A 15,360-nucleotide genomic window follows, 5' to 3' on the forward strand; every position below is an offset into this window, starting at 1 on the left:
TGTGGGCATTTTTACAGTAGAAGAAAAATATCTTTTATTACGATGAGTTATCTTAGCTTGGTTATGTTTTTTTAAGCTGTGCTATTGCACAATTAATCTGGATTAAGAGGCGATAATTCATGTTGTTTAACCGCAGTACGCTTTAATTGGCAGGCGGTGACCTTGGCTGGAATGGCGCTGTAATTGACTGTGCCGGGATCGCGGCTGTAATTCGCCTGTTGCAGTGTATCCACTAAAGTTTTCATATCAGGTGATAATGCACTGATTTTATCCAATGTCATATTGTCATTGCAGCGTTGGGAGAAATACTGTTGTAATGCCATCAGCACCCGCCCTGGCATAGCACTGTTACAAGCCTCAACCAATAGTTTGTCGCTATTTGCTGTCGATGGCTGATGTTGCTGCAGCTTGCCTGTTAACTGATGTCGTGCTGACACAACCGACCGGCGCCATAGTAGTAAGGTGATTAGCCAAAGTAGCGCGAATCCTGCCGCAACCCAAGGCCAGTAACCGGCGTGGATAATGGTTTGAGTCTGTGGCTGGGGTTGCGCAGCGCCTGCCGTTGTCACTGCTGGCATTTGCGGCGCTGCCGTACTGGCCGGCGCTGGATTCATCTTAATGGTTTTGGCCGGTAGTTTGGCATACTCTTGCTTTTTCAGTTGTGGGTTCCACCAGGGAATTTTCACCTCTGGTAGGGTAAATGTCCCTGCATGGGTGGGAACCATGGCAATAGTTTGAGTCAGCTTGGCGATCAATTGGCCGTTGCGGACGATATTTTCCCGCTGCGGTTTTTCGGGATAAATTTTAAACCCTGCTGGTTCCGGAATGGTCATATCTGCCAAGGCGGTATCTTCAGCATTGGATGCCAGCATAGTGATGGTACGAGTGATAGGGTTTCCCACCTGATAGCTTTGCTCGTCACCCCAAATATCATGTAGAGAGACCAGATCTGCCACCAGCCACTGTCCCTGATAATGTGCCGGCTTTGGCAACACTTCAATCAAATGGGATTTGGATGCGGTTTGTACCATTCGGCTGTCGCTCATGCCGAACCCAAACATATCGCGACCCCCTTGGCCACTGATAACCACATCTCCCTGGAAGGTTGCAGGTGAAATTTTCAGTTCACCTGGCTTATCTGGGATAATGCTGTAAGTCCGTTCGATTACTCGGTAACGCTTACCGTTAACGATTTCTTGGGTATCTTTATCTTCACCCAGCTGTTTGATTTGCGCATGATTGATAGTCGGTGCATTTAAGACGCCACGTTGCAGATCCGCCCCCAGATATAATTTTACCTGGTACAGCACTAATTGGCCGGGATAAGCCTGTTCGGTAGACAAACTACTGGTCATAAACAGGGTTTTACTTTGCCCTTGAGGGCTGCTGGCCGCGACCACCTTAAGGTTAATTGGCGCAGAGCTCACCCCGTCGATGGTAAACGGCGGAATGGTAAACTGTCCTACGTGTTTCGCCGCTAGCAGGATCTGCCACGTGGTGGTTTTACTGGTATCAAAATTAATGATCTGAGTACTGCGTCCGACACTGGTGCGGCCGATAATAAAATCCCGCTGTAACGCGGAGGTGTTGAGTGCTCCGGCATCCAGATTGTCATTCGCAGTCACAGTGAGGACAAAATACTCTCCGTTCATCACCGGGTTTTTGTCGACTGTGGCATCCACCTGAGTCACCGCCAAGGCAGAAAAAGGTGCCAGTAGCAGTAGAATAAAAAGAAATATATGCCGTTTTACCACTGTTCATTGTCCTTTGGTTGTTCGCCCTGCATACGGCGTTTTTGGTACTCAAGTAACATCTTATTGCGCAGCAGTACTTGCGGATCATCAACGACAGCCCTGAGTGCGCGCGCCATATCCTCCGGCAAAGGTTCACCCTGTTGCTGAGTCAGCTGGCTGCTGGCCGCGATGGCCTGTTGTTTGGTTTTATCCCCACTGTGTTGTTGCTCAGGAGATACTTTGGCAGACGCTGACTGAGGCTGCTTGTTTTTGCTTTCAGGTTGCGGTTGTTGGCCTTGATGGCTGGCATCGGCCTGCATACTGGCATCATTGGCCGGTTTATCGGCTGCTGATTTATCCTGGCGCTGCGCTGCCTGTTTTGTCTTCTCAGTTTGTGACGGTTGCTGTTGCGCCTGCGCTGATTTGTTAGCTTTGCGCTGTTGCTCAGCAGTCTGTTTGGATTGCTCCTGTTGCGCTTTATCCTGTTGCCCCGATTTTTGGGCTGATGAGGATGCTTGTTTTTGCTGTTGACCGGCTTTACCCTGCTGATTCTGCTGATTCTGCTGATTCTGCTGATTCTGCTGATTCTGCTGATTCTGCTGATTCTGCTGATTCTGCTGATTCTGCTGATTCTGCTGATTCTGCTGATTCTGCTGATTCTGCTGATTCTGCTGATTCTGCTGATTCTGCTGATTCTGCTGATTCTGCTGATTCTGCTGATTCTGCTGATTCTGCTGATTCTGCTGATTCTGCTGATTCTGCTGATTCTGCTGATTCTGCTGATTCTGCTGATTCTGCTGATCCTGCTGATCCTGCTGATTCTGCTGGTTCTGTTGGTTCTGTTGGTTCTGCTGGTTCTGCTGATTCTGTTGTTTCTTCTGCTCCTGCTGCAGCAATTTTTCAGCTAGGGCTAAATTGGCTTTGGCATGTGGAAAGTCCGGCTGTTGCTGCAGGGCTGTTTGATAAGCCGTTTTGGCTTTTTGATATTGGCCTAACTGCATCAGCGCATTACCTTGGTTATAGTGTCCAGTGGCGGAGTTATCCTTGCTAAACCCATCCAGTGCTTGCTGATATTTACCCGCTCGGTAATCAGCACTGGCGCGCCAATTTTGCTGCTTAAATAGTGCAGCAGCTTGGCTATAATCTTTATTATCAAAGGCTTGTTGCGCTTGCTGATCTTGGGTTTGCCACAGATCTTGCCATTGCGCGGCCTCAGCTGGCTTAGGCAGATAAAGAGCGGTCAGGAGCACTCCGGCCAAGATACCACTGCGAAAACTCAGAAGTGCCGGCAGTAATAGAATCAATGCTAAGTAAGGGCCAAGATCCTGCCAGACTTCGCCTTTAATATCTGTAGCCTTAGCACCACCGGTTTGATTATTCAGCCAATGGGTCAGAGCCGAGATATCAGAGCCATCATTGCTGATAGGCACCAGCATGCCATGACCTGCTTTAGCTAGTTGCTGCAGTAAGGGATAGTCTGTTTTAGCGACCACCACATCTCCGGCGCGATCCCGCTGCAATTGACCATCAGGCAAGCGGATAGGGGCACCCTGAGCTGTGCCAATAGCCATTACTGCCAAACGATAATCACTGTGCTGTAGCAATGCTTTGCTGTCAGCATACTGCGTTGCACTGGCGCCATCGGTAAGCAGAATAATATCGCCTTTATGATGTCCGCCTTGAGCCAGCAGCTTTTGCGCCAGTTTTATGGCCGCTGTAAGGTTGGAGCCTTGCACTGGCATAATATCCGGAGTCAGCGTGGGCAAAAGATTCAGTAGGGTGTGGCGGTCATTGGTCATGGGACTGATGGTAAAGGCATCACCGGCATAAGCTATCAAACCGGTATCACCATCTTTCAGCGCATTGATGAGATCAGTGGCGCGAAATTTTTCCTGTGTCAGTCGGTTTGGGGTCAGATCTGTGGCGTACATAGAAGCTGACATATCCAGAATAATCACCCGCCCTTGCTGGCTGGAAAATACGGGAAGCGATTGTTTATTGATGGCCGGTCCCGCCAGCGCCAGCGTCCCAATCAGCCACAAACTGGTCAGGATAGCCAGACTATGACGGGCGGGCTTGCCTCCGGGGGTTAGCAATACGGCTGTCAAATGGGGTGCAATATAGCTTTGCCAAGCGGAGCGGGCACCATGACTGCGCCAGAGTAAGACCAGCAGGATCGCCAGTGGCAGCAATGCCCATAGCCATTCGGGTCGAATAAAATGTAAGGTCATTTTATACTCCTGTGGCCAAGGCCGGCTGCCAGACCGGATTGAAATAATGCCAGTCCGATACTGCAAAGCAGTGCCAGCCCCAGCGGCCAGTAAAACAATTCACTGCGGGGACGGTAACTTTGTTGATCTCGGCTAACCGGCTGCAGTTTATTAATCTCTTCATAGATCTGTTGCAATTCCTGCGGATTGCGGGCGCGGAAATAACGGCCATGGGTCAGTTTGGCGATAGCTGACAATGTCTGTTCATCCAGATCCGCCGATGGGTTGACCTGCTGGGTACCGAAAAAGCCTTGCGGCTGCATGACATCGGCTCCGACACCTATGGTGTAAATGGTGACATGGCGTTTAGCGGCAATGCGTGCGGCCTCCATTGGCTCAATATTGCCGGCATTGTTACTGCCGTCGGTCAATAGCACTAATATCCGGTTACTGTTTTTTACTTTATCAAAGCGTTTCACGGCCAATGCGATGGCTTCACCGATGGCGGTTTGTTTACCGACTAAACCAATCTGGGCTTCGCGCATATATTGCGCCACAGAACGGCGATCTGGCGTCAGTGGAGTTTGTAGATAGGCGTGATCGGCAAAGAGGATAAGGCCTAGCCGATCGCCTTTTCGTTTCGCAATAAAATCACTGACGACTTGGCGGATAACTGAAAAACGATCCACCGCGCGGCCATTGAGCACCATATCTTCAATTTGCATACTGCCAGACAGATCCACGGCGACCATCAGATCCCGCCCTTTGGTGGGAATATCGATGGGTTGGCCGACCCATTGTGGTCGGGCAACGGCCAGTACCAGTAGTGCCCACATCAGATAATAAAATAGCCGCGAGGTATTTCGCCCTTGGCTGACGGTCACTTCCCGGGTATGGGCGATGCCGGGCATATTTAATTCGCCACCGGTAAGTTGTTTGGTATTTTTCTGCCGTATCAGTAATGGCAGGGGCAGTAACAACAGCAGCCAGGGCCAGGCGAGGGTTAACATAATGCCTCCTTGGCCAATTTTTGTTGTTCAGCAGCGGAGAAAGGAATTGCCCGTTTTAACCAGATTCTGGCTAAGGTATCCAGTTCGCTGGCCTGTTGTGGGCTTAAGGGTTTGCCACTGAACCTGAGTTGCAGCAAGGCGGCGAGTTTTCCCTGCTGGGCTGATGGCATGGCACTATCGAGTAAGTGATACCAAGGCTCACCTTCCAGCGCGGCAACCTGAGTACGAGGGAGATAACTGAGTGCGGCCCGTTTCATCAGGGTGTTGACCTCAGTGGCATAATCAATTTGGTTGGGCTGCAGGCGATCAAGCAGCGCCAGAGCCATGCGACGGGCTGCCAGTCGTTTGTGGCGGCGCACGGTGAAAAATATCAGCCCCAGCACGATAACAAGCAGTAGCGCCAGTAAGATCCAGTAGCCCGGCGCTAGGGGCCATAGCCCCACCGGCTCGGGCAGGTGGATATCTTGCAAGGCGGCCAGCGCCGGATTGGCCGCTGGGCTGCTGTGGGAGGCTATTAATGGAGTAGCTGTCATTAACGCAATTGTTCCAGTTGTTGCTCCAATGGGAGACCGGCATCAATAAAGCGGGTCTGGACCCGGAGCTTGTCCATCATGGAGATAAAGATCTGTTGTTGCTTCAGCTGGGTGTCAAGCCAAGTCTGGTATTGCTGACGGTTTAGCACTCGCTCAACTTCACCATCCCGTACCGGCAGATTAAATTGCCGAGGTAGGGGCAAGGTGCCCTGACGTAAAGGATCAGTGATCAGAAACGCGCCAATATCGCAATGGCGTTTTAAGTCGGTCAGTGGCCCGACGCAGCGGCCGGTAAAGTCGGCTCCATCTGTGATAATCCACACTAATGAGCCGGGTTTGGCAATGCGGCTAAGCCGTTGGCAGGCTCGCAGCATATGTTCCGGTGCAGTGCGGCCGGTTTTAAAGCTGTCTAGCTGTTGGCTGTGAATATCGCAGATCCCGGCGATAAGCTGCAGTATACCGGTTTGGCGGTTTTTCGGTTTGAGCTCAAGGTGATGGCTTTCACCAGCAATCAAGGCACCAATACGGTCACCGTGTTGAATTGCGTTCCAGCCCAATGTAGCAGCCAGATGAGCGGCTTGGACTGATTGCAGTAACAAACTGGAACCGAAGTACATGCTGTTGCTCAAATCCAGCAGCAGGATCACGGGGCGTTCCCGCTCTTCAATAAAGAGTTTGGTGTGGGCTTTGCCGGTTCTGGCGGTTACCCGCCAGTCGATGGTGCGCACATCATCACCATTTTGATAATGGCGCACCTCGGCAAACTCCATACCACGGCCTTTGATATTACTGGCTCTGTGTCCAGCCATTGCTGCCCGGGCACGGCTACGCCGCTCCGGCATTGCTCTGGCAAGGGATTGACAGGCCAGCAGCTCCTGTTGATTCAGGTGCCAGCCATCAGCAAACAGTGGTAATTGGGGTGTGCTCATTTAAGGTACCGCTACCAGGCTGAGAATATGATTGATCACCTGATCCCGGCTGATACCTTGGGCTTGCGCCTGATAACTGAGCAGCAAACGGTGGCGCAGGACATTGGGTGCGACAGCCTGGATATCTTCCGGGGTGACAAAGTCCCGTTCATGCAGCCAAGCTCTTGCCCGGGCGCAGCGTTCCAGCGATTGGGTTGCCCTTGGGCTGACACCATAATCCAGCCAACTGGCCAATTCATCACTGTATTTTTGTGGCTGACGGGTGGCCATCACCAGCTCGACAATATAGCGCTCCAGTGGTTGTGCCAGGTAGATTTCCAGTGCCGCTTTACGGGCAGCAAAAATCTCTTCCTGGGTAATGGGCTCGACGGTCACCGGCTCAGTATGTAGCGCCTCATTACGTGATAGTCGCAGGATGGCTAACTCCGTTTCAGCGCTCGGGTAATCCAGATTCAAGTGCATCAAAAAACGATCCAGCTGAGCTTCTGGTAGTGGGTAAGTTCCTTCATTTTCCAGCGGGTTTTGGGTTGCCATCACCAAAAAAAGTTCTGGCAGACGATAACTGCTCTTGCCTACCGTGACCTGTCCTTCAGCCATTGCTTCCAGTAGTGCTGATTGCACTTTAGCTGGGGCGCGGTTGATTTCATCAGCCAAAATGAGGTTATGAAAAATTGGGCCGGCTTCAAATTCGAAGTTACCGGTCTGAGCTCGATAAATATCGGTACCGGTTAAATCGGCCGGTAATAGATCCGGCGTAAACTGGATCCGATGAAAATCCCCCTGAACCCCATCACATAGGGCTTTTACCGCCCGTGTTTTAGCCAGTCCCGGTGGGCCTTCTACTAACAGGTGGCCATCGGCGATAAGGGCGGTCAGCAGACTTTCGGTCAGCAGTGGCTGACCCAAAATCAACTGGTCCAAATAAGTGCGAAGGGAATGAAATCGACTTAAGGGCATGTTGTCACTCACATTGTTCTTTGTGGTGGATTAGACTGCCATGCTTTACAGAAGTTGCAATACCTGCAAGGTAGATTAAGCAACTTTCACTGCTAATTGAAAAATGCAAACAAGTGTTTAAAACTCCGTAACAAGAAGTTAGAATCAGATCACATTTCTAAAGGTCTGACCTGTTAATGGTCAGATTTATCAGGGAATTATTCCATTGATGGAATATAGCCCCACACAGGATGAGGGTAACAGATGAGTAACAGACAGGTGTTAACCCGGGGAAATGGTGAGCGGATTGCCATTGTGGCCGGACTGAGAACGCCCTTTGCCAGGCAGGCGACAGATTTTCACGGCGTCAGTGCGCTGGAGCTGGGCGCCATGGTGGTGAATGAATTGATTTCCCGCACTGAGCTGGATAGCAAATTGGTTGAACAGCTGGTTTATGGGCAGGTGATTCAGATGCCTGCTGCGCCCAATATTGCCCGGGAAATTGTGCTGACGACCGGGATGTCAGTGCATACCGATGCTTATAGTGTTACCCGTGCCTGTGCCACAGGATTTCAAAGCGCAGTTAATGTTGCTGAGTCTATTTTGGCCGGCAATATTGATATCGGTATTGCCGGGGGAGCGGATTCTGCCTCGGTATTGCCTATTGGTGTGTCGAAAAAATTGGCTCGGGCGCTGTTGGATTTGACCAAAGCGAAAACCTTAGGACAAAAACTGGGGATTGCCCGGCGACTGGGGCTTAAAGATTTACTGCCGGTACCGCCAGCGGTGGCGGAATACACTACAGGCCTGACCATGGGGCAAACGGCAGAGCAAATGGCAAAAAGCCATGGTATCAGCCGGGAAAGTCAGGATGAATTGGCGCTGCGCTCCCACCGACTGGCAATGGATACCTGGGAGTCCGGAGTGTTAGCTGAGGAAGTGATGACGGCCCATGTGCCGCCTTATCAGGGCTATATTGACCGGGATAACACACTGCGGCCGGATGCCACACTGGCATCCTATGCCAAACTGCGGCCAGTCTTTGACCGTCAGCATGGCAGTGTCACCGCGGGGAACAGTACACCATTGACTGATGGTGCATCCGCATTGTTATTGATGAGTGAAGGGCGAGCTAAGGCGCTGGGGTACCAGCCGTTGGGGTATCTGCGCAGTTATGCTTTTACTGCCATTGATGTGCATGAAGATATGCTGATGGGGCCTTCTTATGCCACACCGCTGGCGTTAGATCGCGCCGGGATGACACTGTCTGATCTGACCTTGATTGAAATGCATGAAGCGTTTGCGGCCCAAGCGCTGGCAAATATGAAGATGTTTGCCTCCAGAACATTTGCCCAAGAAAAACTGGGGCGGGATCAGGCCATTGGAGAGATCGATATGGATAAGTTCAATGTACAGGGGGGCTCGCTGGCTTATGGACATCCATTTGCGGCCACCGGTGGGCGACTGATCACTCAGCTCTGCCGGGAGCTCAAACGCCGTGGTGGTGGCACTGGCCTGGCAACGGCCTGTGCTGCTGGTGGTTTGGGGACAGCCATGATTGTGGAGGTGGAGTAATGACAGTCACAGCGCTTGATCTTAATCAACAACAGCAGCCTGAAGTGCCACAAAGTACCTTTAATTTGCTTCGGCGAGATGATGGCATTGCTGTTTTAACCATTGATGTTCCTGGCGAAAGTATCAATAGCCTTAGGGATGAATTTATTCCTGAAGTGAACCTGATGCTGGATGATATTGCTGCCGACAGCAGGATTACCGGTTTAGTGATGATTTCTGGCAAGCCAGATTCCTTTATTGCCGGCGCGGATATCAGTATGTTGGACCGCTGTGACACTGTCGCGGATGCGAAAGTCTTATCACAGCAATGTCACCAAGTTTTTGCCCGGCTCCAAGGGTTAGGGATCCCTGTGGTGGCGGCCATTCACGGTGCCTGTTTGGGTGGCGGGTTAGAGTTGGCGCTGGCCTGTGATCAGCGTATCTGCAGTGACGACAGTAAAACCTTGCTGGGACTACCGGAAGTACAGTTAGGCTTACTGCCCGGTGGAGGAGGTACTCAACGCTTACCTCGACTTATCGGCGTGATGTCAGCACTGGATATGATGTTGACTGGCAAACAGGTGCGGGCCAAGGCCGCTAAAAAAATGGGGCTGGTGGATGATATAGTGCCTAAGTCAATTTTGCTGCAAAGTGCTGTTGCTATGGCTAAACGCGGGATCAGCCCTCGGTCGGGTCGTCCGTTGAAGCAGCCTTTGCCTGCAAAGTTACTCGAAGCAACAGCCATGGGGCGCAATATTATTTATCAGCGCGCAGCCGCTCAGGTCATGGCGCAAACCCAAGGGAATTATCCGGCGCCCGAGAAGATTATTGATTGTGTCAGACAAGGCATGAATAGCGGCATGGAGCAGGGATTAGCACTGGAAACAGAATCTTTTGCCTCGCTAGTGATGACGCCTGAGTCCCGCGCTATGCGGGCGGTCTTTTTTGCCATGAACGAAATGAAAAAAGAGACGGGGGCTGGCGAGGTGCAACCAAAAGCTGTCCGTAAAGCTGTGGTGCTTGGCGGTGGCTTGATGGGGGGCGGTATTGCTTCTGTCACTAGCACTAAAGCTAAAGTGCCAGTGCGGGTGAAAGATATTAATGAAACCGGCCTGTCTCATGCCTTGGCTTATGCTTACCGTTTGCTGGACAAAAAGGTACGTCGGCGACATATGCGCGCAGCCGAGCGGGACAGCTTGATGGCATTAATGACCACGACCACGGAATATCAAGGGGTGAAAGATGCCGATATTGTGGTGGAAGCGGTATTTGAAGATTTAGCATTGAAACATCAAATGGTGCGGGACATTGAGCGGGAATGTCATCCAGAAACTATTTTTGCCTCCAATACATCATCACTGCCGATCACTCAGATTGCTCAAGCGGCCAGCCGCCCTGAAAACGTGATTGGTCTGCACTACTTTTCACCGGTTGATAAGATGCCGTTGGTGGAAGTGATTGCCCACCAACACACATCCCCACAAACGATTGCCACTACAGTGGCATTTGCCCGCAAGCAGGGGAAAACGCCCATTGTGGTCCAGGATTGTGCCGGGTTTTATGTCAATCGTATTTTGGCGCTGTATATGAATGAGGCGGCACAATGGTTGTTGGAAGGTCAGAGTGTTGAAAGTCTTGACCGGGCACTGGTTAAATTTGGTTTTCCCGTGGGGCCGATTACCTTGCTCGATGAAGTGGGGATTGATGTGGGGGCCAAAATTGCGCCGATTCTAGAGCAGGAGCTGGGTAGTCGCTTTGCTGCGCCTAAGGCTTTTGATGCGCTATTGGCAGATGATCGCCGCGGTCGAAAAAATAGTAAAGGCTTTTATCTGTATGGCAAAGGCGCCCCGAAAAAAGGCAAGAAAGTGGATGGATCTGTCTACCGGGTACTGGGTATTATGCCCCGGGACAGTGTTGATGAATCGTTGATTGCGCGACGTTGTATGGTGCAGATGCTCAATGAGGCTGCCCGATGTCTGGAAGAGGGCATTATTGCAAGCCCACGGGATGGTGATATTGGCGCGCTGTTTGGTATCGGGTTCCCGCCATTTCGGGGCGGGCCGTTCCGCTATATGGACAGTTTAGGAGCTAAAGCATTGGTCGAAGAGTTGGAGCTGTACCGGCAAACATTAGGTGAGCGTTTTGCGTCTTGTGAGCTTTTACAACAGATGGCGACTGATCAAACTCAGTTTTATCCAAGGTAAGCATTAGCTCAATTAGCCGATGATTCAGCCCTCGGAAATATTTCCAAGGGCTGATGGTTGGCCTTATTAGATGGCAATAATTTAAAGCAGGAACTGATTGGCCTGCTGTTTAAACTGGCGTAAATCAGTGATCATATTGTCGGATTGCAATGGCTCAAGCTGTTGGTGTTGTTCTCCTTGGCTGAACAGCACGAGACGATCAGCATGTTTGGTGCGCAGGTGAGTCATCATAAACTGCAGTAATTCAGCCCGCTCAATGGTGGCAATTTCTGCGACCACTTTTTCCCGTTGATCAAACTGATAATCCTTATTGCCAATACTGGCCCAGTAGCGCTGGCTGCGGGTCTTTAAGTTGGCGTCATGCTCGGTAACTTGTTGAATCAGTCCTTTTTTGGTGCTGTCCCACTGCTCTTTGGTGATTTGCATCACCGCATAATTAAAGTCGGCAATAAATTCATCAATCGCCTGCAGTAATTGCAATGGTCCTGTGGTGGGCGACTGGATATAAAAAATCATTCCCGGGTGCCGATGCAGTGGCAGGTAACCTGTGCCAACCATGTAACCCAGTTGCTGTTGCGTTCTGAGCTGGTGGAAAAAACTGGATGACATGGTGTGGTTCAGCAGGCTGAACAGCGCCATATCTTTAGGTGAGGTTGTGGCGCACTGGTAATAGACAATAATGGCGCTATCTGGATGTTGAATGTCTAGCTCCCGCAGCAAGGTGCCTTTACCACGCATATCTACCAGTTGCCTTGCTGATTCATCACTGGGAGATGATACCAGTGCCAGAATCTGATCCAGCCGGTGAGCCAGATGGCGTGCTTCTTCTGCTAAGCAATCGCCGTAGATTAAACCTTCTAAGTGCACTTTTTCGTAAAAACCCCGCACATGATCGTGCAGTTCATCTAAGGTGACATTGCTCAGGCATTCGGCCATCCGCATCGGTTCATAACTGCGTTTTTGCAGCGTGACACTTAAACTGGTGAACAGTTGAGAGATAGGTTTTGCTTTAGCGACATTGCCCCAGCTTTGTAGCATTTGCTGTTTGATATCGTCAAAGCGCTCTTGGGTAAATTGTCGCTCGCGGGCTTTTTCAATAATTAGCGCCAGCAATTTTTCTTGATTGCCGGTAAAGCCAGCCAGATGTAGAGTCAGTCCGCCCTGATGCGGATAAATATTGTAATTTAGCCCCGCTACTTCTGCCGGATAGGTAAATTCCGTTAAGTAATCCAGCAGCAGCTCGACATATAGCCGGGTCAGTGCTGCGTCCTTTGCTGTGGCAGCGGCTTTGGCCGAATCCAGTGACAGGAACATATGGCCTTTGGGTACCCGAAACTCTTTATCCTGTTTATGCCAGATGCGATAGCCTTTACCTTCAGCAACAACAACAGGTTTATGCTGATCATCTGTGATATCTCGCACGCAGGCATCAGCAATAATAAAGGGGTTGGCGGCTGGAAGTTGCTGGTTTGGCAGTGGTTGGGCGTTGCGCCACAAGGTTAGCTGCTCTGTGGTTAATGGTGCTACTGCATACGGCGTGTGATACCAAGGTGCTTGCTGCTCTGTTGCTAGGCCGGGGGCAACCAATTGCAGGCGCATATTATCTGGATTCATTAGTGCCAGCAGTTGTTGGCACTGGGCTTTATCCAGTCCATCCATACGGTAATCACCCAGCAGCAGATCGTTATCGGGGTAATGTTGCATATTGATACTAAGGTGGCTGGCCAGATCTAACGTTTTGATTTGTTCCTGGAATTTAAAGGCCAGTTTCAGCAAATTGGCCCGCTCTTGATAGCGCCAGTTTTCAAGGCCTTGTGTTTCGATTAAGCGGATATAGCGGAAAATGTCCGCCACGATATTGTCAGTTTGTGACAGTCCGGCATCGGTAAGCTGCACACTGATGCAATATTCTTTGAAGTTATAGCCATTAATACCTCCACCGGCTGAGAGTCCGGATGCAAGGCCGGCATCTTTAAGCTGCGCCAGTAAGCTGCCTTTACCTTCATCTCCCAGTAAATGGCTGATAAAGGTCAGGGGTTTATTATGATAGAACTGATCGACGGGTGGCAGTAAGAAACTGACGGTAAGGCGTTTTTGTGTTTTCAGTGGCGTAATGGTGATAAAGCGTGTTAGCTCACTGTCCCGGTATAGCGGCGTGTCCGGATAACATTTACTGAGCTGATGATTGCGGATAGGCGCAAAATAGGTCTGGGCTAATTGCGCCATTTCATCTAATGACAGCGGGGCGACCAAACACAAGGTCATAAGGTTGGCGCTGTAATGGCTTTGGTAAAATGCGATCAGCTCATCGCGCAGGGTGGCTTTATCTCCGCCTAAGGTTTGCAGGTTGCCCACGGAAAATTTGGCAAACGGATGGTTGGGATTCACCGTTTCTTTCTGCACTTGATAGATACGGCGGATATCATCTTTTAGCTTGAGGCTGAACTCGGACTCAATGGCTTGTCGCTCCCGGTCAACTAACTCCAGATTAAATCGAGGGGCGATAAAAAATTGACTGAATCTGTCCAGTGACTCGGCAAATACTTCAGCGTCTATAGCATAGAAGAAATTGGTATGCTCAGTACCAGTCCAAGCATTATTGCTACCGCCATGGCGATTGATAAAGGCATGATATTCCCCTGAATCTGGAAATTTATCTGTGCCAAGAAACAGCATATGTTCAAGAAAATGCGCCATGCCGGGGCGCTGCTGCGGATCATCAAAATGGCCAACATTGACGGCCATAGATGCGGCGGCTTGTGTGGCTTGGGGATCGCTCACCAGTAATACCCGCAGGGCATTTGGCAGGGTTAGGCAGCGATATTGGCGTGGATCATTAGGGCTGGTTACTGGGCAGGACAAAGGCCGACTCCATTCATTAGGTATGGCTATATATTGAGGCGGCAAAACCGCTTTGGCAAACATACTCTGTGCTGTTGATGAAAGATTCACCTTACGATAGTTTGTTCCCTACCGCTTTGGCGATACAATCGAAGTGGAATGAATAACAATAACATCGCGAGTAAAGTATGCAGCTGTTTTTAATGAGGCACGGTGAAGCAAGCTATGAGGCTGCATCGGATCGGGAGCGGGTGTTGACGGCCGTTGGGCGGCAACAGACCAGTCAAATGAGTCATTGGTTGGCTGAGCGGGTGAGCGGATTTGATTTAGTTCTGGTCAGCCCTTATCTGCGGGTGCAGCAGACTTGGCAACAATTGAGTTGTGAATTTGCCGAGCCGGGAAAATGGTTAGTCTTGGATGAACTAGTGCCATCCGCCGATGCAGAAGTCGCCGCTCAGCTGATCTTAGCTTATGCTGCCCAGTGTCAAGCACAACGGGTACTGGTGATTTCCCATATGCCGCTATTGGGTTACCTAGTAAGTGAATTAACCCCTGGGATTGAACCGCCGCTATTTGCTACCTCTGCCATAGCGCAGCTTTGCGTGACCGATGATAAAATATCGCTAGAGTCATTGCAGTCCCCTCACACTTTATTGACCCATGCTTGAGGGATGCAGAGCTTGGCGACAAGGGTAAAATAGGATTGGACGAGTTAGCGAGATAAATTAAGGCAAGCATTACAGGCTTGCCTTTTTATTGCTTGGCGTTTAATGGCGATATGAAGTATCGCCATTGTGTTTATGCCTATACCGGTGTTGGAGACCGCTTAACGGCGATGGGGATGCTCACCAATATCCACCAGCACAAGTAATGCGGCATCACTACCCCATTCTCTGGATGCCTGATGGAAGGCTTTGACCTGAGGGTGTTGTGCCAACCACATGGGCACTTGTTGCTTTAAGATGCCGGTGCCATAACCGTGCATAATGCAGCAACATTGACTGTGCTGTTTGATACAGGCATGGAGCAGGGCGGCAATTTCGAGCTTGGCTTCGCTTTGACGGTAGCCGTGCAGATCCAGCAGTAAATCAGGCACATAGTCACCCCGCCGCAGACGTTTTAACTCCAGGCTGTTGATATCTGCTCTTAGCCAGCGCATGGGCCCATCACTGGGCAATAATGGCTGGTAAGTGTCCGAAAAATAGCTATCTGACTCTACCTGAACGGCTTTTTCAACCATTTCAACTTTGGTTTTCAGCGGTGTACCAAAATGCCGGCGGTCTTGCTGTAATGGCTTGATATCACCAACCAGCTCGGCAAAGGTTTCAGGTATGTCTTTGGTGTTTTTGGCATTCATAGCAGCATTTTATCGCAAAAAAGCTGTTAGTGTGAGTTATCCGTGATGAAATT

General features: G+C 50.5%; 11 protein-coding genes. 3 read left to right on the top strand and 8 right to left on the bottom strand.

Annotation, left to right across the window (positions count from 1 at the left end):
• Window positions 1-92: 92 nt before the first annotated feature.
• Genes NFHSH190041_RS06735 through NFHSH190041_RS06760 form a run of 6 tightly spaced genes read right to left on the bottom strand, consistent with a single transcriptional unit; the run spans window position 93 to window position 7,372 of the window.
• Window positions 93-1,754 (bottom strand): BatD family protein, encoded by a 1,662-nt coding sequence (locus NFHSH190041_RS06735; RefSeq protein WP_261924496.1) that lies wholly within the window; start codon window positions 1,752-1,754, stop codon window positions 93-95.
• Window positions 1,748-3,964, bottom strand: coding sequence for a vWA domain-containing protein (locus NFHSH190041_RS06740; RefSeq protein WP_261924497.1), 2,217 nt, complete (start codon window positions 3,962-3,964; stop codon window positions 1,748-1,750). Before NFHSH190041_RS06740 ends, NFHSH190041_RS06735 begins: the two co-directional genes overlap by 7 nt.
• Window positions 3,961-4,953, bottom strand: coding sequence for a vWA domain-containing protein (locus tag NFHSH190041_RS06745; protein ID WP_261924498.1), 993 nt, complete (start codon window positions 4,951-4,953; stop codon window positions 3,961-3,963). The genes NFHSH190041_RS06740 and NFHSH190041_RS06745 overlap by 4 nt, the downstream gene beginning before the upstream one ends.
• Window positions 4,947-5,486 carry a DUF4381 domain-containing protein gene (locus tag NFHSH190041_RS06750; RefSeq protein WP_261924499.1) on the bottom strand — a complete coding sequence of 180 codons (540 nt, stop codon included), beginning with the start codon at window positions 5,484-5,486 and terminating at the stop codon, window positions 4,947-4,949. The genes NFHSH190041_RS06745 and NFHSH190041_RS06750 overlap by 7 nt, the downstream gene beginning before the upstream one ends.
• Window positions 5,486-6,415: a DUF58 domain-containing protein gene (locus NFHSH190041_RS06755; RefSeq protein ID WP_261924500.1), complete on the bottom strand. Its 930-nt coding sequence runs from the start codon at window positions 6,413-6,415 to the stop codon at window positions 5,486-5,488. Before NFHSH190041_RS06755 ends, NFHSH190041_RS06750 begins: the two co-directional genes overlap by 1 nt.
• Entirely contained in the window at window positions 6,416-7,372 is a 957-nt protein-coding gene (locus NFHSH190041_RS06760; protein ID WP_261924501.1) for an AAA family ATPase, read from the bottom strand.
• A 243-nt stretch (window positions 7,373-7,615) separates the two neighbouring features.
• On the opposite strand from NFHSH190041_RS06760, the gene fadI reads away from it, so the two are divergent.
• Window positions 7,616-8,926, top strand: a complete 1,311-nt coding sequence (gene fadI / locus NFHSH190041_RS06765) for an acetyl-CoA C-acyltransferase FadI (protein WP_261924502.1) — start codon at window positions 7,616-7,618, stop codon at window positions 8,924-8,926.
• Complete coding sequence (fadJ, locus tag NFHSH190041_RS06770) at window positions 8,926-11,109, top strand: fatty acid oxidation complex subunit alpha FadJ (protein WP_261924503.1); 2,184 nt, start codon at window positions 8,926-8,928, stop codon at window positions 11,107-11,109. The genes fadI and fadJ overlap by 1 nt, the downstream gene beginning before the upstream one ends.
• Before the next feature lie 81 nt (window positions 11,110-11,190).
• On the opposite strand, the gene NFHSH190041_RS06775 is transcribed toward fadJ, so the two are convergent.
• Window positions 11,191-13,971, bottom strand: a complete 2,781-nt coding sequence (locus NFHSH190041_RS06775; RefSeq protein WP_410010854.1) for an insulinase family protein — start codon at window positions 13,969-13,971, stop codon at window positions 11,191-11,193.
• Window positions 13,972-14,138: 167 nt separating this feature from the next.
• Here NFHSH190041_RS06775 and sixA point away from each other — a divergent pair, with 167 nt between their 5' ends.
• Window positions 14,139-14,618: a phosphohistidine phosphatase SixA gene (gene sixA, locus NFHSH190041_RS06780; RefSeq protein WP_261924504.1), complete on the top strand. Its 480-nt coding sequence runs from the start codon at window positions 14,139-14,141 to the stop codon at window positions 14,616-14,618.
• Window positions 14,619-14,776: 158 nt separating this feature from the next.
• On the opposite strand, the gene smrB is transcribed toward sixA, so the two are convergent.
• On the bottom strand, window positions 14,777-15,307 hold the full coding sequence (smrB, locus tag NFHSH190041_RS06785) for an endonuclease SmrB (protein WP_261924505.1): 531 nt from the start codon (window positions 15,305-15,307) through the stop codon (window positions 14,777-14,779).
• Window positions 15,308-15,360: the final 53 nt, after the last annotated feature.

Origin of the sequence: Shewanella sp. NFH-SH190041 (genome assembly GCF_024363255.1) — a bacterium.
GTDB lineage: Bacteria > Pseudomonadota > Gammaproteobacteria > Enterobacterales > Shewanellaceae > Shewanella.

Bases quoted from the DNA above. Each gene is read 5' to 3' on its own strand.
- fadJ (WP_261924503.1), top strand. From the start codon at position 8,926: ATGACAGTCACAGCGCTTGATCTTAATCAACAACAGCAGCCTGAAGTG.
- NFHSH190041_RS06750 (WP_261924499.1), bottom strand. From the start codon at position 5,486: ATGACAGCTACTCCATTAATAGCCTCCCACAGCAGCCCAGCGGCCAAT.
- NFHSH190041_RS06745 (WP_261924498.1), bottom strand. From the start codon at position 4,953: ATGTTAACCCTCGCCTGGCCCTGGCTGCTGTTGTTACTGCCCCTGCCA.
- smrB (WP_261924505.1), bottom strand. From the start codon at position 15,307: ATGAATGCCAAAAACACCAAAGACATACCTGAAACCTTTGCCGAGCTG.
- NFHSH190041_RS06740 (WP_261924497.1), bottom strand. From the start codon at position 3,964: ATGACCTTACATTTTATTCGACCCGAATGGCTATGGGCATTGCTGCCA.
- fadI (WP_261924502.1), top strand. From the start codon at position 7,616: ATGAGTAACAGACAGGTGTTAACCCGGGGAAATGGTGAGCGGATTGCC.
- NFHSH190041_RS06755 (WP_261924500.1), bottom strand. From the start codon at position 6,415: ATGAGCACACCCCAATTACCACTGTTTGCTGATGGCTGGCACCTGAAT.
- NFHSH190041_RS06760 (WP_261924501.1), bottom strand. From the start codon at position 7,372: ATGCCCTTAAGTCGATTTCATTCCCTTCGCACTTATTTGGACCAGTTG.
- sixA (WP_261924504.1), top strand. From the start codon at position 14,139: ATGCAGCTGTTTTTAATGAGGCACGGTGAAGCAAGCTATGAGGCTGCA.